General features: G+C 39.4%; 25 protein-coding genes and 1 pseudogene. 25 read left to right on the top strand and 1 reads right to left on the bottom strand.

Annotated features, from left to right (window positions below; all coding sequences use genetic code 11):
• Positions 1–7: 7 nt before the first annotated feature.
• The 12 genes and pseudogenes from tnpA to AAJG31_RS04085 form a co-directional block, all read left to right on the top strand.
• Positions 8–277, top strand: a pseudogene (gene tnpA / locus AAJG31_RS04140) (IS200/IS605 family transposase); the annotation flags it as partial.
• A gap of 185 nt (positions 278–462) precedes the next feature.
• Positions 463–612, top strand: a complete 150-nt coding sequence (locus tag AAJG31_RS04135; RefSeq protein WP_196333027.1) for a hypothetical protein — start codon at positions 463–465, stop codon at positions 610–612.
• Positions 613–1219: 607 nt separating this feature from the next.
• Positions 1220–1450 (top strand): hypothetical protein, encoded by a 231-nt coding sequence (locus tag AAJG31_RS04130; RefSeq protein WP_066038523.1) that lies wholly within the window; start codon positions 1220–1222, stop codon positions 1448–1450.
• A 90-nt stretch (positions 1451–1540) separates the two neighbouring features.
• Positions 1541–2047, top strand: a complete 507-nt coding sequence (locus AAJG31_RS04125; RefSeq protein ID WP_336623323.1) for a GNAT family N-acetyltransferase — start codon at positions 1541–1543, stop codon at positions 2045–2047.
• 106 nt (positions 2048–2153) lie between these two features.
• Positions 2154–2657, top strand: a complete 504-nt coding sequence (locus AAJG31_RS04120; RefSeq protein WP_066038522.1) for a hypothetical protein — start codon at positions 2154–2156, stop codon at positions 2655–2657.
• 243 nt (positions 2658–2900) lie between these two features.
• Positions 2901–3398 (top strand): sigma-70 family RNA polymerase sigma factor, encoded by a 498-nt coding sequence (locus AAJG31_RS04115; protein WP_066038521.1) that lies wholly within the window; start codon positions 2901–2903, stop codon positions 3396–3398.
• Positions 3385–4500 carry a hypothetical protein gene (locus tag AAJG31_RS04110; RefSeq protein WP_066038520.1) on the top strand — a complete coding sequence of 372 codons (1116 nt, stop codon included), beginning with the start codon at positions 3385–3387 and terminating at the stop codon, positions 4498–4500. The genes AAJG31_RS04115 and AAJG31_RS04110 overlap by 14 nt, the downstream gene beginning before the upstream one ends.
• A gap of 207 nt (positions 4501–4707) precedes the next feature.
• Positions 4708–5532 carry a copper amine oxidase N-terminal domain-containing protein gene (locus tag AAJG31_RS04105; RefSeq protein WP_279494695.1) on the top strand — a complete coding sequence of 275 codons (825 nt, stop codon included), beginning with the start codon at positions 4708–4710 and terminating at the stop codon, positions 5530–5532.
• Positions 5533–5679: 147 nt separating this feature from the next.
• Positions 5680–5997, top strand: a complete 318-nt coding sequence (locus AAJG31_RS04100; RefSeq protein ID WP_054548773.1) for a hypothetical protein — start codon at positions 5680–5682, stop codon at positions 5995–5997.
• Between the two features lie 525 nt (positions 5998–6522).
• On the top strand, positions 6523–7623 hold the full coding sequence (locus tag AAJG31_RS04095) for an alpha/beta hydrolase (protein ID WP_305193853.1): 1101 nt from the start codon (positions 6523–6525) through the stop codon (positions 7621–7623).
• Between the two features lie 160 nt (positions 7624–7783).
• Entirely contained in the window at positions 7784–9913 is a 2130-nt protein-coding gene (gene topB, locus AAJG31_RS04090) for a type IA DNA topoisomerase (protein WP_112117909.1), read from the top strand.
• A gap of 106 nt (positions 9914–10019) precedes the next feature.
• A complete protein-coding gene (locus AAJG31_RS04085; RefSeq protein WP_066038517.1) occupies positions 10020–10865 on the top strand; it encodes a nucleotidyltransferase in 846 nt (281 codons plus the stop codon).
• An 86-nt stretch (positions 10866–10951) separates the two neighbouring features.
• Here AAJG31_RS04085 and AAJG31_RS04080 read toward each other — a convergent pair whose 3' ends face one another.
• Positions 10952–11563 (bottom strand): TetR/AcrR family transcriptional regulator, encoded by a 612-nt coding sequence (locus AAJG31_RS04080; RefSeq protein WP_009371039.1) that lies wholly within the window; start codon positions 11561–11563, stop codon positions 10952–10954.
• Between the two features lie 202 nt (positions 11564–11765).
• On the opposite strand from AAJG31_RS04080, the gene AAJG31_RS04075 reads away from it, so the two are divergent.
• The 13 genes from AAJG31_RS04075 (at position 11766) to AAJG31_RS04015 (ending at position 21664) form a co-directional block, all read left to right on the top strand.
• Positions 11766–12518 carry a glucose 1-dehydrogenase gene (locus tag AAJG31_RS04075; RefSeq protein WP_054548769.1) on the top strand — a complete coding sequence of 251 codons (753 nt, stop codon included), beginning with the start codon at positions 11766–11768 and terminating at the stop codon, positions 12516–12518.
• 463 nt (positions 12519–12981) lie between these two features.
• Positions 12982–14340 (top strand): aspartate kinase, encoded by a 1359-nt coding sequence (locus AAJG31_RS04070; protein ID WP_279494700.1) that lies wholly within the window; start codon positions 12982–12984, stop codon positions 14338–14340.
• A 104-nt stretch (positions 14341–14444) separates the two neighbouring features.
• On the top strand, positions 14445–14630 hold the full coding sequence (locus tag AAJG31_RS04065) for a hypothetical protein (RefSeq protein ID WP_048390624.1): 186 nt from the start codon (positions 14445–14447) through the stop codon (positions 14628–14630).
• A 204-nt stretch (positions 14631–14834) separates the two neighbouring features.
• Entirely contained in the window at positions 14835–15518 is a 684-nt protein-coding gene (locus AAJG31_RS04060) for an adenosylcobinamide amidohydrolase (RefSeq protein WP_048390626.1), read from the top strand.
• Positions 15515–16471 (top strand): adenosylcobinamide-phosphate synthase CbiB, encoded by a 957-nt coding sequence (gene cbiB, locus AAJG31_RS04055; protein WP_279494702.1) that lies wholly within the window; start codon positions 15515–15517, stop codon positions 16469–16471. The genes AAJG31_RS04060 and cbiB overlap by 4 nt, the downstream gene beginning before the upstream one ends.
• On the top strand, positions 16458–17552 hold the full coding sequence (locus tag AAJG31_RS04050) for a threonine-phosphate decarboxylase (RefSeq protein ID WP_054548767.1): 1095 nt from the start codon (positions 16458–16460) through the stop codon (positions 17550–17552). The genes cbiB and AAJG31_RS04050 overlap by 14 nt, the downstream gene beginning before the upstream one ends.
• Positions 17549–18157, top strand: coding sequence for a histidine phosphatase family protein (locus AAJG31_RS04045; RefSeq protein WP_054548766.1), 609 nt, complete (start codon positions 17549–17551; stop codon positions 18155–18157). Before AAJG31_RS04050 ends, AAJG31_RS04045 begins: the two co-directional genes overlap by 4 nt.
• Positions 18158–18169: 12 nt before the next feature.
• Complete coding sequence (locus AAJG31_RS04040; protein WP_048390634.1) at positions 18170–18745, top strand: bifunctional adenosylcobinamide kinase/adenosylcobinamide-phosphate guanylyltransferase; 576 nt, start codon at positions 18170–18172, stop codon at positions 18743–18745.
• Positions 18746–18765: 20 nt separating this feature from the next.
• A complete protein-coding gene (cobS, locus tag AAJG31_RS04035) occupies positions 18766–19542 on the top strand; it encodes an adenosylcobinamide-GDP ribazoletransferase (RefSeq protein WP_066038525.1) in 777 nt (258 codons plus the stop codon).
• The gene (locus tag AAJG31_RS04030) at positions 19515–20111 is read left to right on the top strand and encodes a histidine phosphatase family protein (protein WP_048390636.1); all 597 of its coding nucleotides are present in this window, start codon (positions 19515–19517) and stop codon (positions 20109–20111) included. Before cobS ends, AAJG31_RS04030 begins: the two co-directional genes overlap by 28 nt.
• Positions 20063–20455, top strand: coding sequence for a bifunctional adenosylcobinamide kinase/adenosylcobinamide-phosphate guanylyltransferase (locus AAJG31_RS04025; RefSeq protein ID WP_048390638.1), 393 nt, complete (start codon positions 20063–20065; stop codon positions 20453–20455). Before AAJG31_RS04030 ends, AAJG31_RS04025 begins: the two co-directional genes overlap by 49 nt.
• A 31-nt stretch (positions 20456–20486) precedes the next feature.
• Complete coding sequence (locus tag AAJG31_RS04020; RefSeq protein ID WP_048390640.1) at positions 20487–20981, top strand: ECF transporter S component; 495 nt, start codon at positions 20487–20489, stop codon at positions 20979–20981.
• Complete coding sequence (locus AAJG31_RS04015; RefSeq protein ID WP_066038515.1) at positions 20978–21664, top strand: hypothetical protein; 687 nt, start codon at positions 20978–20980, stop codon at positions 21662–21664. Before AAJG31_RS04020 ends, AAJG31_RS04015 begins: the two co-directional genes overlap by 4 nt.
• Positions 21665–21895: the final 231 nt, after the last annotated feature.

Genomic DNA, 21895 nt, shown 5'->3' with positions numbered 1-21895 from the left:
TCACTTCAAAATAAGTGTTTCATCGTTTGTGGGTTATTTGAAAGGGAAGAGTAGTTTAATGATATTCGATCGGCATGCGAACCTGAAATACAAATATGGAAATAGGAAGTTTTGGTGTCGCGGATATTATGTAGATACAGTAGGACGAAACAGAAAAATCATACAGGAATATATAAAAAATCAATTGCAAGAGGATATACTTGAGGATCAAATGACCATGAAAGAATTCATTGATCCATTTACAGGAGAAGAAATACAAGCAAAAAAGCGAAAATAATAAAACCACTTTAGTGGTAGCGTGAAAACGGAGTGCGGTTGGCGGACCTTTCAGTGTGTCTTTAGACATGGGCCAGTACCCCAGCGTTTCACGCGTAGAGCAAACCACCAGTTAGACTGGTGGTTCTGATTTATTCCTTTTTTGAACAAGTATTTGAAAATCTAAACGTATGAGGAGTAAGCATTATGAAAGATAATCATCAAGATTCACAACTAAAGCGGGAATTAAGTACGCGTCACATGCAATTAATTGCACTTGGCGGATCCATTGGGTCGGTTTATTTTATGACTCTAGTTCAACCACTCAAATGGCAGAGCAGGCAAAGTGAGGAATAGGCTCTAAAGTAGCGGTTAAAACATGAAAAGTAGCGGATACAACGTGAAAAGTGATGGATAGAGCAGCCAAAGTGAGGGATAGGTTCTAAAGTAGTGGTTAAAACATGAAAAGTAGCGGATACAACGTGAAAAGTGATGGATAGAGCAGGCAAAGTGAGGGATAGGTTCTAAAAAGGCGGTTAAAACATGAAAAGTAGCGGATACAACGTGAAAAGTGATGGATAGAGCAGGCAAAGTGAGGGATAGGTTCTAAAAAGGCGGTTAAAACATGAAAAGTAGCGGATACAACGTGAAAAGTGATGGATAGAGTAGGCAAAGTGAGGGATAGGGCCATCTATTTTGCTCCTTTTCATTTAAGGGTCATATTGTTGAGTAAAGCAATACATCTTACATTTGCGTGTTTATCTTAACATTGGGTCCAATTGTTGAATAACATTCTTTTAAGTAAAGTTTCCAAACAAAGCTTCTGGCAATTTAAGTTTCAGCATTTTAATACATGATATACTTAAACGCACTTGAATTAACACAAGGTATATTGTTATCTTTGTAGAATCTAATTATTATAATAAATTGCGGTGAAATTCAATTCTATAAAGGGAGTGTAAAGGTGGACCTACTACTTTGGGTAACTATTGGTTTCATAATAATTGGATTTGTTGTGCTCGCTTCTATGAAAAAAGATATGGAAAGTAAGGTCGCTTTTATAAAATTGAATATGGAAGAAGAGGGAAATTCATCAAAAGCAAGATCTGTAGTTTGGTGGATATGGAGTACCACTGCTTGGGGGATAGTAAGTCTGTTTCTTGTTGTTTGGTGTGTCCATCATTACTTTGGGTAACCTTTTGGCTTCAAATGGGTAAAAACAGGTACTGCACATTTCTAAATGAAATATTGTAGCAAAATATATTAAAAGCAAAGGGTGGGTATTTTGAAGATAATTGAGACGGAACGATTATACCTTAGAGCGTTAAAAATGGACGATCATCATGAATTATCAAAAGTGCTTTCCGACCCCGAATCTATGCAATATTACCCTCATCCCTTTAATCAAGAAGATGTTAAAAATTGGATCAGATGGAATGAGAAAAATTATAAGCAATATAATCACGGACTATGGGCAGTTGTTTTAAAAGAAGGAGATCTATTTATCGGTGATTGTGGAATAACCATGCAGAACATTGACGGTGTATGGTTACCTGAAATCGGTTTTCACATTATTAAAGCGTATTGGAATAAGGGGTATGCGACAGAAGCGGCATCTGCTTGTAAGGAATATGCATGGAATGTTCTGGGCTATTCTGAAATATTTTCATACACGACCTTAAAAAATATCCCATCCCAAAAAGTTGCGGAAAAAATCGGGATGAAAAATTATAAGATTTTTGAGAAGAATGGTGAACAACAAATCGTTCAAGTTGCCTACAAAAGTTTATGAATAGTTAGTAACTCATTTTTTATTCCAGAAAAGGGCGCGTTTATTTAGGAACGTGTCTTTTTCTTTTAAAGAATTGAATTGCATTCATTTTTCAAAGGGGGATTGAATGAAGAAATATATAAAAGGTTTAGTGCCTTGCATTTATTTGATGTTGTCGTTCTTTGTACTATCTGGCTGCAATGCTCAAAAAAGTGGTAATACTTATTATTTATTATTGATGGGTGAAAGTGAAAGCTGGAATCTAACTGGGTATGAAATTGTTATAACACCAGAAGACTTTAAAGCAGGATTTGGGACCTTAAAAATGAAAAACGTCAATACGTATATGACAGATTTCTTCCACTTTGAAACGCATGTGGTTATCGAGAGTGATGATTCAGTCGTTCATACTGATTCAGTTACTGGTGAGACGAATATAGCAGAATATACAACTGGTGCTATTGCAGGGCCATACATCAATAAAAATGGTGACTTTATTACACTGAAAGATATACATGAGATTTATGTGATCGTTGAATGGTGGGATACTAGTAAGAACGAAAGTATAATAGAAAGAATAGATTTATTTAACAAATCGAAAAAAGAACAGTCCTTCTTGAACGAACTATAGGTAAAGTTGAATAACGATCTTCTCGGACGCTTTTCTGAAATAATAGGAAAGCGTCTTTCTTCATGAAAAGGGCCATTATCAGTAAGCCCATCTAATACATAGGTACTGTTGCATCATCTAGAAGTGCATTGCATACTACTGCAATCTTGATAAAAAGGCTATTCTAAAATATTTCCAGGAGATTGAACAATTTTTTAGAAAACGAGCGTCTAAGTAGTAGGATTGAAACGAGGTGAGTTGTTGTTGGAACAAATCGTAGAACAATATGGTGAATATTTGTATCATCTTAGCTATTTATATATGAAGGATTTTCAGCTTGCAGAGGAGATTACACAGGACGTACTCATGAAGTACTTATTACATAAAGACGATTTTAGAAAAGATGCTTCATTGAAAACGTATTTAACCCGTATCGCTATTAATTGCTGTCACGATGAACTACGTAAACAAAAGAGAAAATCATTTATTTCAAAGCTTTTACCACTAGGTAGAACTGAACCCTCCGTAGAGCAAACATATATAGCAACTGAAGATTTTGCAACTTTAAAGCAAATTGTCTTTGCATTACCACTTCATTATAGGGAAGTCATTGTACTGTTTTATTATGAAGAATTTGATGTTTCTGAAATTGCTAGTTTAATAAACGTCTCACAAAACACCGTTCGTACAAGGATTCGTCGAGCGAGAGAATTGTTGAAAACAAATCCAGAACTGGAGGCAATATTTTATGAAGGAATTTAAAGACAAGCTAAAAGAAGAATTGCGACAAGATGCCCCATTTACAAACGACATCAAGCAACGTATATTGCAAAAGAAACCCATAAAAAGAAAGTTCAACTGGCAGGTTGTCACCGTATCTATTGCAGCTTGTTTCATTATTGGGTTAATGCTATTCGTTGAGTTTTCTCAAAAGAATAACCTACAAACCGCAAGTCAGCAAAATGAGCTACTACCGATTGTCGATGATGTTTCTTCGTTAGACATCATTCAACCGAAATATGCCCATCTACTTGGAAAACAATGGATGTTGCATTTTTTACCCATGATTATTGATAAGGAAGCCCCCATTACGTATGGAGATTACATTGCTTTTTATGGAACGGATGGGCTTGTCGTTTCAACTGTATTAGGATTAGGGAATGATCATGTAACAATGAAGCAAGGGCAAATTTTAGTAGAGGATACCCCATTAAAAGTACATGGATTAAATAAGCAAATAAAAAAAGAGGATATCAATGACCCATTGAAAAACCCTTACTTTTTTCATAACTTTGGAACAAGACCAGCGCCATTCAATGACAAATCGATTTCTGCGAAAGAAAAAGAAATGGTTGTTTATGACAGTGACGAAGGCCATACGATTATGAAAATTAGTGAGGGGCAATTAGTCGGTAAGGTCGTAGGCTTCCAAAATTTTGAGCTAACATTTGAATTGTCTGAACAGGAGCAGCAAGTTTTTGATGCCTTTAAAGCGGATTATAATATTGAAAAGTTAAAAAATATGACACCCCAAGCGATTACTAAAATGTTTTTATTGAGTGATATTGAAAAAGATTATGAAACATACGAAGCATTGTTTACAACAAATAAGAACGAAGAAACAGAAAGTGTTCGAAGACATTATGAGAAAACGAAAATCGTACGTCAGGAGTTGTTTACAAAGGAAATAAATCGTCTTATTATTGCAAACCTCTTTGCTGGGCTAGAACATGCGGAGTTTGAGCAACAAACAGATACAACAGGAGTTGTAAAATTTATTTCACTTGAAGGACCAATTGAGCTAGGTATGGAGAAAAATGCCCAAGGAATTTGGCAGCCAGCCTTTAGTAGGGGAATTTATTAGGTTTTTAGAAAGGACATCAATTCTAATTTTCATCAGTATCTTTATCTAATAATCGGACGCGTTTATTTCGAAACGCGTCTTCTTTTATGGGTCATGTAGATTGAATAAAGAGCAGGATAGTTTAACGATATAGGTGGATTTTTATGGTAAAATATTTAGTGGAATGTATTTTTGGGGAGTGAGTTTTAAGAAAAGGAGTGTTCAAAGTTGAAAAAAGTGTTCTCAGGAATTTATCTTGGGTTAATTCTAATCATGACTTCGTCACCGGCATATGCAGCCGATTTTCAAATAAAAGTTGACGGTGTTACAATTGCATCTGATGTAAATCCAGAAGTTAAAAGTAATCGGACAATGGTTCCTTTACGTGTAATTAGTGAAAATTTAGGGGTAAATGTTGTATGGACGGATGCCCAAATCACACTTACTAAAAACGATATACAGGTAACACTAAAACTTAATCGTAATCAAGTGGTGAAAAACGGTAAAACAGAACTGCTTGATGTAGAGCCATATATGAAGAATAATCGTACTTTTGTTCCGATGCGTTTTCTTGCCGAAACATTTGGCAGCAATATCACTTACAAAAACGGTACAGTAACGGTTGAGACACTGCCTCTCTTTATTGATGGTATAAAAGTAAAAGCATTGCAATACGAATATCATATGACATTAGGCGGAGTCGTACAGCAAATCAATGGGAATGGTTATAACGAAGCTATTTATCATACTTTTATAAAAAATAATGGAAGTAAAATCGAAGCACCTACTTATAATCCTTGGAATTCTCATCCCATTCCAGTAGGAGACTATGATAAAAATGCGCAATTTGATTTTTTAGACCAAGACTCGAACAGTATCAAACGGTTTGATATTTATTTTTCCACGGGGGACTTGGGCGGAGTTTTGGTGCATGATACTACTGCAAATCATTGGTATGTCTACAGTGATACCGCAAGACTGGGAATACTTCAATTAATTGATACAGCCTCGTTGAACGGCTTTGTGACAGTTATGAGTAATACAGTTCCATAAGGTGGATGATAGTGTTTTACTATTGTTTTAACGGACTTACTTTAATAAGGAGTAGAGCCTTTTTCTACTTAAACAACATTGCAACTTTGTTTGTACCATTACGCAGGTTTATATTTTCATGTTGTCAGAAGAAATGAGGTAATTTATTTGGATGAATGGAAGAAAGTTGTACTTAGTTTACTCGAAATTATTGTAATTCTATCGATTGGTTTACTTTTCACAACTTATATTTTAAGACCTATATACGAGAATTTTGGAATTCAATTTACAGGTGACGTATGGGTAAACTGGTTTGGATTATCGTATATTTTATTCGTCTTATACTCGTTGATTGTCGGTATTTTTATTTTTCAGGAAAGTAATATCTTTAAACAGCGACGTACATCAGTACTCTTTTGGCTCATTTTTATTGGTTCAAATTATGTAGTTTTTATTCCTTTTATAAAAGGTGAAAATCCATTCTAAGACTTCTATATAGTTCATTATTTCAACAATCCCAAAATCTATTACCGACACAAAGTAGGATAAAAATCAAAAACTGCATCCATTTAGATGCAGTTTTATTTTTTTCTAATCAGTGTTTCACCAAGTGGGATTCCAACCACAACAACCAAAACAGTTAAAATTAACAGTGCTCTAAAAATAAAATATGCAGCTTCATCAAACATCGTATCCCTCCTTCTTTTTTACAATACCTACCTCATATTCCGAAAGAATTATTGTTGTGTTTTTATAGTTTACGTCATTACAAGGTACGTATGCAGTTTTTAAAAAATTTGTGGTCTTCAGACATTTCTTTAGTAAGGAATACGTCATGCTTCCTCTAAAGGGTCACTTTAATCCTTTAGAAAATGGAAGAATACAACCTTGTATTGATGCTATACAAGATCTTCAATCGTTATTTGCTAAAGAATGAGCTAAAGGTTAATAATCCTTTACCCGAGATAATAAATAGTAAACGATACATAAGTAAATTTAATGGGGGTTATGATGAGGGTAGCGAAGAAAATAGCCAAGATAGCAGGAATCCTTCTAGTTATACTGACTTTGTTTATGGGGATTGGATACGCTATTCTTGTGATTAATCCGTTAGGAAATAAACCAGGCAAGCCAGTTGCGGATATTGAAGACAAGGTGGAGATTTGGGGAGAAGAAGTGGCAGGTAATCATTCGGGAAGTAAGCTTGACGATATGAATATTAAGGGCAATCCTAACAGACTTTTGGCGACATTCAAATTTTCCACTGGCATTGTGGGAGAAGACTATAAAGACAATGAAGCGGCCATTGATACCTTTACCTATGTCCATGAAATTGAAGGGGGCTATGAAAAATCAACCTATGAAGATGAGCCCTATTTGATTCCTTATACGGTAGCGAACAGTGACAGTGCCGTCATTATTATGCCAGGTGGTGGTTATGGCTTTAAGGAAATGGATGGAGGAACAGCGGAAGGAAAGGAAGTAGCTGCATCATTAAATAAAGCAGGTATTAATGCATTCCTTCTCCACTATCGTTCCAATCCCTATGAGTGGCCTATTCCACAGCTAGATGTTCAGCGTGCTGTCCGATTTCTACGTTATCATGCCAATGATTATGGTCTCCATCCAGATCGAATTGGTTTAATAGGTTTTAGTGCTGGAGGCTATCAAACGGGTAGCTTTATTAACCTTATTCAGGGAGAAAATCTGTTTCCTGCTAGTTATCAGCCTGATGCCATTGATGCTGTTGATGATCAAGTAGCATCCGCTGCTATGATTTACCCTGCATTGACGTATCGCTATAATGTGCCCATGCTCTTTGCTTCTTTTAATGATGAAGATGTCAGAAATCCAGAAAAACGTGAAGAGCTCTTGCAGCAGACAGATTTATCTACGCATTTCAGAACAGCTGATATACCTCAGTTTATAGCTTATGGGACAAAGGATTTAGCAATCGGGGTAAAAGGTCCACAGGAGTATATCCAATCTGCACGAAACGCAGACGCGGATGTGACTGTGATAGTAGCAGAGGACCAGAATCATGGCTTTAAGCAGGAATACTATATGAAAGCGTATCTTGAATGGGTAAAGAAAATTTTTGCTTCTTTATAATTTGCTTAAGAGGTCAAAGATTTTAGTAAGTGCTATTTTATATGGTTTAAAGTAAAATAGTAGTAAGGTATTTCACCATCAACTCAACTAATCTGATTAGTTGAGTTTTATGTTTTTATAGAAAAGCTACTAAAATATTGTAAAGAAGATGTGATGATTAATGGGGAAAATTGCTATATTAGCAGAGAAACCATCTCAAGCAAGAGCATATGCAGACGCCTTTAAAGTGAAGCAAAAAGAGAAAACCTTTATTGAACTGGAACCTTGTGCTACTTTTCCTCATGGTGCAGTTATTACCTGGGCGGTTGGTCATCTTGTTGAATTAAAGGAGCCGAAAGAATATCAGAAGGAATGGGAGAAGTGGTCGCTTGCTTCATTACCGATCATTCCGCAAAAATTTGAAGATAAAGTGGTCTCTAAAATGTATCCACAATTCAATGCAGTCAAAAAAATCTTTAGTGATCCCCAAGTAACAATGATTTATAACTGCTGTGATAGTGAACGTGAGGGTTCAAATATCTTCTACTCCCTTTTGAAAATGACAAAAGTAAATAAGCCAGTTAAACGATTATGGATCAATTCATTAGAAGTGGAGGAAATCCGAAAAGGTTTTAATCATATGCAAGGTAATGAGCGTGATTTGCTTATGTACCAAGAAGCTAAAACGCGTCAAATTAGCGATTGGCTAGTGGGTATGAACTGTAGTCGCCTCTATACGCTACTGTTGCAGAAAAAGGGCTTCAAGGGCAGTATCTCCATCGGACGAGTACAATCGCCAACCGTCTATTTAATTTATAAAAGACAGCAGGAAATTGAACAGTTCAAGCCTGAAAAATTTTATGAAATCGAAGGGGTATTTAAAGCTCAAAATGGTGTATATAAAGGGAAGGCGAAGCTAAAGACAAAAGAGCGGGCTGAGGCAGTGCAGTTATTGCAACAGCATGGGATTGAACCGAATGATACAGGTCTCATTACAAGTGTCACGAACAAAACGAAGCGGATGGCACCGCCTAAACTACATGCGCTATCAACTTTACAAGCGGCTGCCAATAAACGTTGGAAATACAGTCCATCACATGTGTTGAAACTTACGCAATCACTTTATGAGAAAAAGCTCGTTTCTTACCCACGTACCGATTCACAGCTCATTACACATAATGAGTTTGCTTATTTAAATGAATCATTAGGAAACTATCAGCAGCTTGTGGGAAAAGCATTTCAGCCAATCAATAGAGGGAAGAACAAGCGCTATGTCGACAGTGCCAATGTTGGGGAGCACTATGCGATAATTCCAACGAAAAAAATACCGACCGCCAAAGCGTTGCAATCCATGAATGCTGATGAACGAAATATTTATTTTGAAATCCTCAATACGACACTCGCTATGTTTCATCAGGATTATGAATACGATGAAAAAACGATTATCACGAATGTCAAAAATGTAGAGTTTAAAACAGTAGGGAAAACAGAGCTTGTCAAAGGCTGGAAAGAATTATTTTCAAATGAGACAGAGGTGCAGGCGCGTGAGGAGTCTTTACCTGTTGTCTTCCAAGATGAGCTGGTACAAAGTAAGATTGCTATTTTAGAAGGCACGACAACACCTCCGAAGCCCTATACAGAAGGTCAACTCATTACGATGATGAAAACCTGTGGTAAATCGGTTGAGGATGAAGAGGAAATCGAGGTGCTGAAATCGATTGAAGGGATTGGGACGGAAGCAACTCGAAGTGGCATTATCGAGACGATTAAGAAGCATGGATTTATTGAAGTACGAAAAAATATCGTGAGCATTACACCGAAAGGACAGCTTTTATGTCAGGCAATTGAAGGAACATTACTGTCAAGTCCTTCCATGACGGCTAAATGGGAAATTTACTTACATAAAATTGGTAAGGGGGAAGGCTCTGCCAAGCATTTTATTGAGAGCATAGGCAAGTTTATTCATCAACTAATAGCAGAGGTGCCTAAACAGTTAGAGTCACTGACAATTGAAGCAGAGCAGTTTAAACCAGCTGTGGTAAAAGATATTGCCATGTGCCCAGCATGCAAGGAAGGGAAAATAGGCTTGCGTAAAAGCTTTTACGGATGTTCGAATTATAAAAATGGTTGTAAGCAAACGTTCCCACAAAGGCTATTAGGAAAAAAACTAACGGAAAAAAACATCCATGATTTATGTAAGAGTGGGAAAACTGCTATGATGAAAGGCTTTAAATCAAAGAATGGCAAACAATTTAATGCAGCCCTACGTTTGGTAGAAGGAAAAATTGAATTTGAATTTAAAGAAAAGTAAATGCTGTTAGTTTCAAAGGACTTCCAACATGAAAGTAGGATAGTGTGTTTGTATAGGACATGCTATCCATTATTAAGTAAATCAGTCACATAAAAGGAGCGATGTAATGACGACTATAAAAGAAATTGGCAGCTTATGTCTGACGGATAGTGATGGATACATAATTAATCATGCAGATTGGAATAAAATCAACCCTATTTTTCTTGCTGTCATCAACGATGTGGTTCATACCTATCGCACCCTTCTCCAAGATGACTTACATAGCATTTATATAAGGGGATCGATTCCAAAGGGTATAGGTATTGAAGGAGTAGCTGACTTAGACACAATAGCGGTTACGAAGCATAAGCCTAAAAAACAGCAGGTAAAGCGGATAAAAGAAGTAGAGCAAGCTTTAACTCAAAACCATGATTGTGTAGATGGGATTGAGCTAAGTGTATTCGGCAAAGAAGATATTTTAAATACGACATCTTTTTCAATCATTAGTTTCATCCTCCAAACCCATAGTATATGTGTCTTTGGAGAGGATTTAATACCTCGATTACCAAGATATAAAGCGAACGAGGCTTTAGCGAATGACCACCTTATTCATTTGCAGGGGCAAATAAAAAATGCCTGTGATGATCTTCAAGATAATTCGGATAGAGAGGATATTAAAGATTGTTGTAAGTGGATTATGAAAATTATAGTAAGAGCAGGGCTTGCACTTGTCATAACAAAGGAAAACACCTATACAAGGGATTTATACCCCGCCTATAAACGGTTCTCAGAATATTTCCCTGACAAGGAAAGCGACATGAGAAGGGCACTTGAATATGCAATAACACCCATAATCGATACGAACGTTTTGTTATTGTTTTTAAATGAATTTGGAACGTGGATGATCAGTGAAGCGGATAAATGGTTACAATTCTATAACCCTACTAGAGAATTAAACATGAAAATCGTATAACTTTCGAGACAAATAGAGAAAGGTAATCACATTTGCGTTGTGATTACCTTTTGTTTTTGTTGTTAATTGAAATTTGGTGTTCTGCTTTATCTTTCAAAAGGGTTGTCAATATAAGGGCCTTTAATGGTAATACGCATTAACTGGGTCGCCATAAATTTGGGGGTATAGGGCATATCATTTTCTAACCACCAGACGATTACTTCAAGAAAGGCGGCTGCATAAAAACGGACGGCCATTTCGCGCGGCACGGTCAGCTTTTGGTCGTCAGGCTCCATCATTTGAATGCCGCTCGAGACAAAATTGATAATAATGTCTTTAAGACCATCGGAGAAATAAGGGATATTTTTTTCTGTGAGATAGACCTTGTATAGCTTACTATTCAGCGCTATTTGTTCAAATAAATGCATAAATGTCTCATGTGGCTGGTCATAATTTGGTAATAAATCAAAATCCTTCTTCTCTTCGAAGGGTGGATGGATACTACTTACAAGCTCATGCAAGGCTTCTTCTGAGCTTTGATAGAGAAGGTCTAATTTATCACGGTAATGTAAATAAAAAGTGGCACGGTTTAATGTAGCCCGTTGTGTAATATCTTGTACCGTAATCTTTTCATAGCCTTGTTCATCAATTAATGCCACTAGTGCATCTCTTAATAATTGGCGCGTTCTGATGACGCGAGGGTCCATTTTTTTCGACATTTTGAAGCTCCTTGTATTAAATTTTCAATTTAAACAACAGTCCGATTGCAAGTGTTGTGAAAGCATCATTATGGGCTTTGGTGTTGTTTGCCCTTTTTCAATTGCGCGTTATAATTATATTAACGACACCGTGTCGATAATACAACTAGTTGTTAACGTGTTCACGAATTGTTCATTTATATAGAAGAAAGGGAGTTTTATGATGGGTCGTTTAAATGGGAAAGTAGCAATTATTACAGGAGCAGCAATGGGAATGGGCGCTTCTGAGGCAAAACTATTTGCACAAGAAGGCGCAAAGGTCATTGCAACAGATGTACAAATCGAGCCCTTGAATAATTTAGTAAAAGAAATTAAAGAAAATGGTGGGGACATTATTGGTCTTCAACATAATGTTACTTCTGAGGATGAGTGGAAAGCAGTGATTGCCGAGGCTGTAAAGGCATATGGCAAAGTAGATATCCTCGTCAACAATGCGGGCGTTTCATCACCTAAAACAATTGCCAACATGGAAATGGCTGAATGGAATAAAATTATGGATATTAACCTGAATGGTTGTATCATTGGCATGAAATATATGATTCCTGAAATGCAAAAAGCTGGCGGTGGTTCAATTATCAATATTTCTTCGATCGGTGGAATCGTGGGAATGGCTGGTACAAGCCCCTATACAGCAGCAAAAGGAGCGCTTCGTGTGCTTTCTAAATCGGCTGCGATTGAATATGGTAAAGATAAAATTCGTGTGAATTCTGTTCATCCAGGCATTATTGTAACACCAATGACAGCGCCTACGATGGAAGAGGGCGGTGCATTGCCATACTATCAAGCTTACACGCAATTACCATACTTCGGTGAACCTGAAGATGTAGCTTATGGCGTAGTGTTCTTAGCGTCAGACGAATCCCGCTTTATGACAGGCGCAGAGCTCGTAATCGATGGCGGCTGGACAGCCATTTAATCCAATAGCAAAAAAAAACTAGGCATCACTCGACGTGAGCCTAGTTTTTTTATATCCACAGTCACTCCATAAAGGCCTCAGGAACGAGCGAAAAACCTCATAAATAAAAGAAAAAGCCTTGCTGAAGGAATCCCTGATACATACAAAAATAGCACAGACATAGTGGATATTTGTGCATATCATAAATGGAGTAAGCGTTTTCTTCATTTATATAGAAGAAAGTCAAAACCGAAAATTTCACGATTATGTGAACGTCACGAAAAAAAATTCACAAAAACCTTAACTATTTCATGTGAAATCCGTATAATAAATCAAACAGTACGAAAATTGTCCATATTTCTCGAAAAATTGCGTGAATTTTTTAAATTGTATTGACGTAGGAAACGATAATTTGTACACTGTGTACAGTCAATTGTTTTGTGGAGGAATACAATTAATTTGAAAAAGTTAGGATTTGATAGATATGATCGTGTGTAAATTTGGTGGAACATCTGTAGCAAGTGCAGAACAAATACAAAAAGTAGCAAACATTGTAAAATCTAATCCGGCGCGTAAGGTTGTTGCCGTTTCAGCACCAGGGAAACGTTCTGGTGACGATATAAAAGTAACTGACCTATTAATACAATTAGCAAATGCAGCGTTACTACAAGAGAATACAGAGGAAAAATTGCAAACTGTTGTGGATCGTTTTAGAGCGATTGCTGATGGTTTGGGGCTAGATAATGCCATTTGTGACGTAATCGCAGAAGATTTACGTGAACGTGTACAAGGTGACAAAACAAATGTGGAATTATTCATCGATAGTATTAAAGCAGCAGGTGAAGATAATAACGCCAAGCTTATTGCAGCTTACTTTAATGCCATTGGTATGCCCGCACGCTATGTCAGTCCTAAAGAAGGTTTAGTGGTCAATGATTTACCAGAAAGAACCTTTGCATTACCTGAAGCGTATGCTAATTTAGCCCCTTTAAAAGACACAAAAGAAATTATTGTGTTCCCAGGGTTCTTCGGTTACACTAAAGCGGGCGTATTGCGAACATTTGACCGCGGTGGCTCTGATATTACAGGCTCTATTTTAGCAGCAGCCGTTGAAGCGGAGCTGTATGAAAACTTTACGGATGTGGATTGTGTGTTCTCCGCGAATCCGAAAGTCGTCAACGATCCAGTGGAAATTAAAGAAATTACGTATCGCGAAATGCGCGAATTATCATATGCAGGCTTTTCAGTGTTCCATGATGAAGCGTTAATGCCTGTCTACAAGATTGGGGTGCCCGTTAACATAAAAAATACAAATAATCCATCAGCCCCAGGTACACGTATTGTACCAAGCCGTCCTGCAACAGGTCGTCCAGTTACAGGTATTTCGGCAGACAGTGGCTTTTCAACTTTATATGTCTCTAAATATTTGATGAATCGTGAGGTAGGCTTTGGACGTAAGCTACTCCAAATTTTAGAAGATGAAAATATTTCTTATGAACACACACCATCTGGTTTAGACGATATTTCTGTCATCATGCGTTCGAATCAACTAACACCAGAAAATGAAGCACGCATTCTTAGTCGTGTGAAAGAAGAGCTACATGCAGAGTATGTAGAAATGCGTCACGGTTTTTCCATGATCGTGATTGTGGGCGAAGGGATGCGTCATAACACAGGATTAGCTGCCCGTGCTGCCACAGCGATTTCAAAAACTGGCGCAAATATTGAAATGATCAATCAAGGTTCTTCTGAAGTGAGCCTCGTGTTTGGTGTCCTTCAGGAATATGAAAACCGCATTTTACAAGCGTTATATGAAGAGTTTTTTGCCCATGCAAAAGCATAATGACACAATCGTCACTAATCCAAGTGTTTCTTGCTTGGATTAGTGTTTTCTTTTTGCTGAGAATACGGTAAAATCGAGGGCGTACATAGTTGGGAGGGTTATTCGTGAAGAATTTAACAATCGGTATGCTTTTTTCAATCATCGGGATACTTTTTGTCTGTTTAACGATTATGGATATTTTACCGTCATCGACAAAAACAATGAAAATTGTTTACATAGGCATTGGGTGGGTCTTTATTATCGTCGGCTCTGTCATCCGCTTTAAGAATCTCAAACAAAAGCAGCAATAACACTTTGAAAATGGAATTGTGACAATAGCCAAAGTTATGATACAATTTCAAAGAAAATAAATAATTTGAGTATTATGAAGTTGTTATTCTGTACAAATGTTCAGAAGGTTCAAATTTTAATAAAGAATCGACCGTACAAATTCTTCTTTGTAAGAATTTGTTTTTTTATGTTCCGTCATAACTTTATCGCGAGGAGGCGATTGATTGCCTATACTTACTAAGGATTGCATTCATATTTTTGACGATTATGTTGCCCTTCAAACAGCTTCAGCCATGAAGGTTGTATCCTCAGCCATGCATAACCCAGGCTTTGGTCATTATACGCATCTGATGAATCGAACGGTGCCTATTACCTATGATGAACGACAGCCACATCAGGAATTGCTGCAGTTTTTGCAGGCACAGCATTTCCCGCATGACAATACAGTGGCTATGATGACGGCTGTCCAAGCCAAGTTTGCGACTATTCGTGACTTTACATATGAGGGAATCCACCTTGTCATTATGATTACCGCAGGGCTTGGCAATGCGGTGGATATTACCCGTGCTTTTCAACGAGAGGAGCAGTACCATGCAGGCACCATTAATACTTGGGTGCTGATCAATGGCAAGCTGTCTGATGAGGCACTTTTTCAGGCAATGATTTCAACTACGGAAGCCAAGGTCAAGGCTTTAGTAGATGAAGGTGTTACAGATCCTACGACAGGCACGCTAGCTACAGGTACATCTACTGATAGCTTGCTTATTGCCTCGACAGAAGAAGGGGACTTCCATCAATATGCAGGTCCCATCACTATGCTTGGTAAGGTCATTGGCTATGGTGTTTATGAAACGATGTGTGAGGCGGTTAGGAAATACAAAAAAGATAAAGAGGAGAGGTCTAAATGATTGCTATCGTGATTGCCTGCATCATAGGGCTTATTTTTGATTTAGTAGTAGGGGACCCTCCGAAGCTTCCTCATCCTGTACGCTGGATTGGACACTTGATTCAATCGCAAACAGCTTTATGGAATAAGGGCAAATGGCGCAAGCTACGTGGGACAGTGATGGCACTTGCTGTTGTTGGCACGACCATGTTTGTGGTGACGCTAATTCTATTACTAAGCTATCAGGTGAGTATCATTTTTGGCATCCTTGTAGAGGGTCTGCTGATTGGTATCGGACTGGCACAGCGGAGCTTGAAGGAGGCGGCGATGGCTGTCTATGAGCCGCTTGTCAAAGGGGATTTTTCCGAAGCACGTGTTAAGCTGTCTTGGATTGTCGGACGTGATACCGATAAACTAGGTGAGGATGAAATTGTGCGTGGTGTGGTAGAAACGGTTTCTGAGAATACAAGTGATGGTGTGACAGCTCCACTCTTTTATGCCTTTCTATTTGGGGCAATTGGTTTATGGGGCTATAAGGCTGTCAATACCTTAGATTCGATGGTGGGCTATAAAAATGAAAAATATAAAGACTTTGGTATGTTTTCAGCCAAGCTTGATGATGTCCTGAATTTTATTCCAAGTCGCCTTACAGGCTTACTGATCGTGCTTGGTACGAAAAATGAAACAGATCGTTCGCTTGGCAAGCGCTTAAAGCGTTGGGTACAGGACGCTAAGAAGCATCCTAGTCCAAATAGTGGCTATTTAGAGGCAGCGACTGCAGTGCAGCTTGGTGTACAGCTAGGAGGAAAAAATACGTATCAGGGCGTTGTTTCTCATCGAGCAATTATGGGGGAAAAATTAGTGCCATTAACGAAAGAGCATATTGCAACGTCCATTATTCATATGCGTATTGCCACAGTGCTGTTTGCGCTTGTTATGTTAGCAGTGGAGGTGTTAATTTATGCGGTTACCTAATCACGGAGCAAATCCGCAAAATGTTTATCAGCAATTAGGCTTAACGATGCCTGAGGTGGTGTATGATTTCAGCGAAAATGTCAATGCGGCAGGACCACCAGCCTTTGTGGAGGCACGTTGGCGTACTTTTTATCCACTAATTCAGCGCTATCCAGATCCAGATGGGGAGCCTTTTTTAACGAAGGTCGCTGCTTTTCATCAAGTAGCAAAGAATACGATTTTACTAGGCAATGGGGCTTCAGAGCTTTTTAGTGTACTAGCAAGACGCTATGCCAATAAGCGTGTCATCATTGTGCATCCAACTTTTTCAGAGTATGAGCGAACATTGCGTGCTGCAGGTGCTACAATTGTTCCTATTGTCGTGACAGATTTTATCAATTACACATTGCCATTAGAGCAGCTACAGCAGGAAATGTTGACGGCAGATGCTGTTTATCTTTGTACACCTAATAATCCAACTGGCGTATTGCCAAATAAGGAAGATTTACTCGCCTTAATCGCACACGGAGCAATCGTTAACTGTGAGCTTGTTATCGATGAGGCATTTATGGATTGGGTAGATGAGGCGCATTCGCTGATTCAGTTTAGTGCCCAAAACCCACATGTTATTGTCGTTCGTTCGATGACTAAAATGTATGCGATTCCAGGTTTACGACTTGGGTATTTGGTTGCGCATGCTACAATTGTGAGCGCCTTAAAAGAAATGCTACCGCATTGGAATTTAAATGCCTTTGCGCTTGTAATTGGGGCAAGCTGTTTAGACGAACAGCACTATTGTCAGCAGGCAATTACCTATGCCGCTGCGCAAAGGGAATGGCTGCATCGTTACTTACAGGACAATGGCTGCCAAGTAACGAATAGTGTAACGAATTATGTGTGCTTCTCCTTACCGAAAACACAGCAAGCAGACGCCTTTTTCACCTATTGTCTTGCACAGGGTGTTGTGCTGCGTCACACAAAAAACTTTCAAGGTTTGCAGGGTGAGTGGTTCCGTATTGGCATAAAAGACATTGCAGCCATGACATCTTTACATAATTGTCTACAAACGTGGTTTAACCTAAATAAGGGGAGAGAAAAGTGACAACTTTTTATCTAGTAAGACATGGGGAAACACAATGGAATCAGGAGCATCGACTACAGGGGTGGCTGGATTCTCCATTAACGGAAAACGGTAGAGCAGCGGCTGAAAAACTTCACAAGCAACTGCAACAGATTCCTTTTACCGCTGCTTATTGTAGTTCAAGTGGTCGTGCAAGAGAGACGATGGCTATTTTGATGGCCAATCGCAAGCTGCCTATTGCCTATGAAGATGATTTACGGGAGATCTTTTTAGGGAAATGGCAGGGGCAGACAATCGACGATATACTGGCGACACATAAGCTTGATTATGAGCTATATACGAACTACCCTGCGCAGTTTGTGGCGAGTCATACAGAAAGCTTTGGAGCTGTAACAGAAAGAGCGATGTTTACATTAAAAAAAATAGCAGCCCAACATCACAATGAAACGATCCTCATTGTCTCCCACGCTGTAACGATTAAATGCATTATCAATGCTATTTTACAGCGCAGTATTAGTGAGCTATGGGCGGCCCCATACATTCATGGGACAAGTGTGACAGTGATTGAACGGCAAGGTCAACAATGGCTTGTGAAGGATATTGGTAATTTACATCATTTACAATAGGAGGTGTCCTACATGGCGCTTATTTTTATTACAGGTGGTGTACGTAGTGGTAAATCCCATTTTGCCGAGCAAGCAGCGCTTCAGCATTATGAGGCACAGGCATGTACAGCGAAACGCTTGCTCTATTTGGCTTCGGGTATTGCCTTAGATCATGAAATGGAAAAAAGAATCTTACGGCATCAGGCAGATCGCCAGGCACAGCCTGTACAATGGCTGACGGTGGAGGCTCCCTATGCAATTTCTGAAGTATTTGAGACACTTCAGGATGGAGATGTGGTGCTGTGGGATTGCGTGACAACTTGGCTGACCAATGCTTTTTACGAAGGCTATGACAAGGGGACACCCTGTTTACAACAGCCTGGTTGTTTAGCTAAGAAGCTACAGGCCGTCAAGCAGGCGATCCAATCACTACTGAAGAAGGATTTGACTTTTTTTGTGGTATCCAATGAACTGTTTGATGAACCTCCTTATGCTAGTGATGAAGTAGAATTATACCGACGAACGCTCGGACAGTTCCATCAATGGTTGGTTTCTATGGCACAGGAGGCCTATGAAATGAACTATGGCATTGTAAAGAGATGGAAATAATCAAGAAGGAAGGCAAGAGGATGAAAAATTTTTGGCATAGCCTCCTACTGGCATTTCAATTTTTTACGGTATTGCCAGTACATAAAGAGCTTCCGCTAACAAGGTCCACCATCACAGGCATGTTTGCTTGTTTACCGTGGATAGGTGCTTTAATGGGAACAACGGTGGCAGCCGTGCTTTATAGTCTTATGCAGTGGACAGCCAGCAGTGAAGTGATGCTAGCTTTCACTGTGATAGGGCTATTTGCTTTATGGACAGGTGGTTTGCACTTAGACGGCTTTATTGATATGGGCGATGCCTATTTTTCCTATCGAGATCGAGAAAAACGATTGGAGATTTTAGATGACCCCCGTGTGGGAGCGTTCGGAGTATTGGCTGTGGTGTTTTTATTAATGGGGAAATTTGTTATTCTACATGAGCTTTTTGTGCAGCAGAAGTTCGACTTGTGGATGGTACTATTCGTTCCATTTCTAACAAGGGTGGGCATGAGCTTTTATTTTATGTCACTCCATTGCTCAAAGGAAAAAGGTCTTGCTTATTTTTTTAAGTCTCATATGAATGCTAATCGATTAAAAGTGATCATGCTGTTATCGCTCGTATTGGCGATGACGGTTGTTTTTATCAGCACGCAGTTCTTACTTCTTCCTGTTGTCCTAGTCGTCGTTTTAGCCATTGCACTTTTTATTTTTCGACAATTTACGTTGCGTAATTTTGGTGGAGTATCTGGCGATTTACTGGGTGCCTCCATTGAAGGGATGGAGGTTGTGCTATGGGTGACATTGTTACTGTGTGCTTAATACGGCATGCGCCTACAAAAGAGAATCTTGAAAAGCGTTACCTTGGGTGGACGGACGCACCATTAGCAGATACAGCCAAGCTTGCTGTTGTGGATGCATTGGTTAAAAAGGTATATGGCAGTGATCTACAGCGCTGTCGACAAACGGCTGCTCATTATTTTCCCAATGCTAGCTACCAGGCAGAGGCATCCCTTCGAGAGACGAACTTTGGTGCATTCGAAGGGAAAACCTATGAGGAGCTAAAAATGGATGCTCACTATCGGGCATGGATAGATGATCCAATCCGTACACCCCCTCCACAAGGTGAGGCATTCGATGATTTTATGAAACGTGTTGTAGATGGATTTCATTATTTACCGAAAAATGAGGATAGCTATTATTTAGTGGTTCATGGTGGGGTTATTCGTGCCTTACTTGTTGCCTTTGCGCCAACAGAACAGCCCTTTTGGTCCTATCAAGTGCCACATGATAAACAATTTGTTTTAACATTTACAAGAAAGGCTTGGGAGGAGGGAGCACGATGCATGTCTTTATCGGAGGTGCCTATAACGGCAAAACCGACTATGTGAGGCGCTTGTATGAACCGCAACAGATGGTTATGATTGCTGGCGAACTACCTGAGGTAGCGCCCGCCTGTGATGTCCTTGTCCTAAAGAACTTAGAAAAATGGCTTGTGACACAAAACTTGGAGGAAGATGAACAAATCGTACAAAAGGTGCTAGCAACCTTACAAGAGCTTGAACACCATTGTACACTCGCACTTATTGTGACGGATATGGGGCGTGGGGTTGTGCCAATGGAAAAACAAGCCCGACAGCTACGCGATACCTGTGGTCGACTATATCAAGCATTGTTCAAGGAAGCGGAGCAAGTTGTACGGATTTGGTATGGAATAGCTGAGCCATTGAAGTAAAGTAGACATTCAACAGAAAAGAGGGAATGAAATGGAACGACAAAAATTAAGAAAATTGATTTTGACGGCGATGGTAGCGGCCATCTGTGCAGTAGGAGCAATGATTAAGGTACCAGCGTTTATTTCAACGGCTGCACTGGATTCGGCTCCTGCCTTTTTAGGTGTTGTCTTTCTATCCCCCATCTTAGCAGGGGTTGCTGGATTAATCGGCCATTTTATTACAGCATTAACATCTGGATTCCCCCTAGGACCTTTACATATTATTATTGCGGTAGAAATGTTGATTGTCGTATGGGTCTTCGGGGTGATGCATAAAAAAGGCATGCACTTTTGGAAATGGCCAGTTGCCTTAGTATTAAATGGTATTGTTGCGCCACTACCATTTTATTTTATTATTAGTCCAGCATTTTTCTGGGGTGCTTTAGGTAGTATTCTAATGGCAACGGTGATCAATTTAATCATTGTTGCGGTAGTAATGCCCGTCCTATCAAAGGTTTTTGTGCGTAAGGAAGGTCGTGCACAGTGAGAAATGCGATGAAAGTAGGGGCATTCATTGCGACCATGGATAATGCCGCAGCCATTGGACAAAAACCGCAAGATGTTGTGTCGGCACCAGACCAATTGACAGCCTACATGACAGCCCGTGTAACGTTTTTAGAACAGCTTGCTGCACAGGCACTACCTATTCAAGTTCTACTTGCGAATTTTTCTGGAGATGCCGCATGGTCTCGCTATGAAAAAGGTATACAGCAAGTGTTTACAGAGGCAGGTCTTACATGCCCAGCCATTACGGGGAGTACGGAATCCAATATGCCCACATTGCAGTCAGGCTTAGCTGTTACAATGCTTGGAGAAATTCAGCAGCAGCGTCGAGCATTTGACCACGATCAGCTTAGCTGGTACACCTATGGCCTGCCGCTTGTGGGTGAAGAGGTGTTGGCACAGCCTGAAGATGTGGCGCAGTTGCTGCCTGTTTTCAAGGCATGGCAGTCAGAAATTGTTCAGCAAGTATGGCCAGTCGGATCAAGGGGGCTGCAAGGAGAATTTGCCCGTCTGTTTGGGGAGCGACATGTGGAATGCGCTCTTGATGGAGCAAAATCAGCAGGCCCCTGTACAGTCATTTTGCTAGGCATTGCTCCAGACAATGAGTCACAGGCACAAAAAATTTTCCTGCGAAATTTTGAGAAACTACGCATTTCTGAAAAGTGATGGGGCTTGTTTTGAGCAAATGATCGCAGCTTGGGACAGGGCTAGATAATCCAGAGCAAGTGTTATTTTACTTCGATATGATTCTTGCTCTGGGTATTTCCTTACTTATTGACAGGATGACGCTGAATCTAAAGTAGCTGGCTGTTGCTTGTAAAGGAATAGGCCCGCTCTGTAGTGTGAGGAAGTCGCTCTTCAGCAGGGCAACCCGCTCCAAAGTAAATGAAACCCGCT

Origin of the sequence: Lysinibacillus sp. BS3 (assembly GCF_039614735.1) — a bacterium.
GTDB lineage: Bacteria > Bacillota > Bacilli > Bacillales_A > Planococcaceae > Lysinibacillus > Lysinibacillus capsici.
The sequence above is the reverse complement of the archived record's forward strand: the minus strand, read 5'-3'. Positions and strand labels throughout refer to the sequence as shown.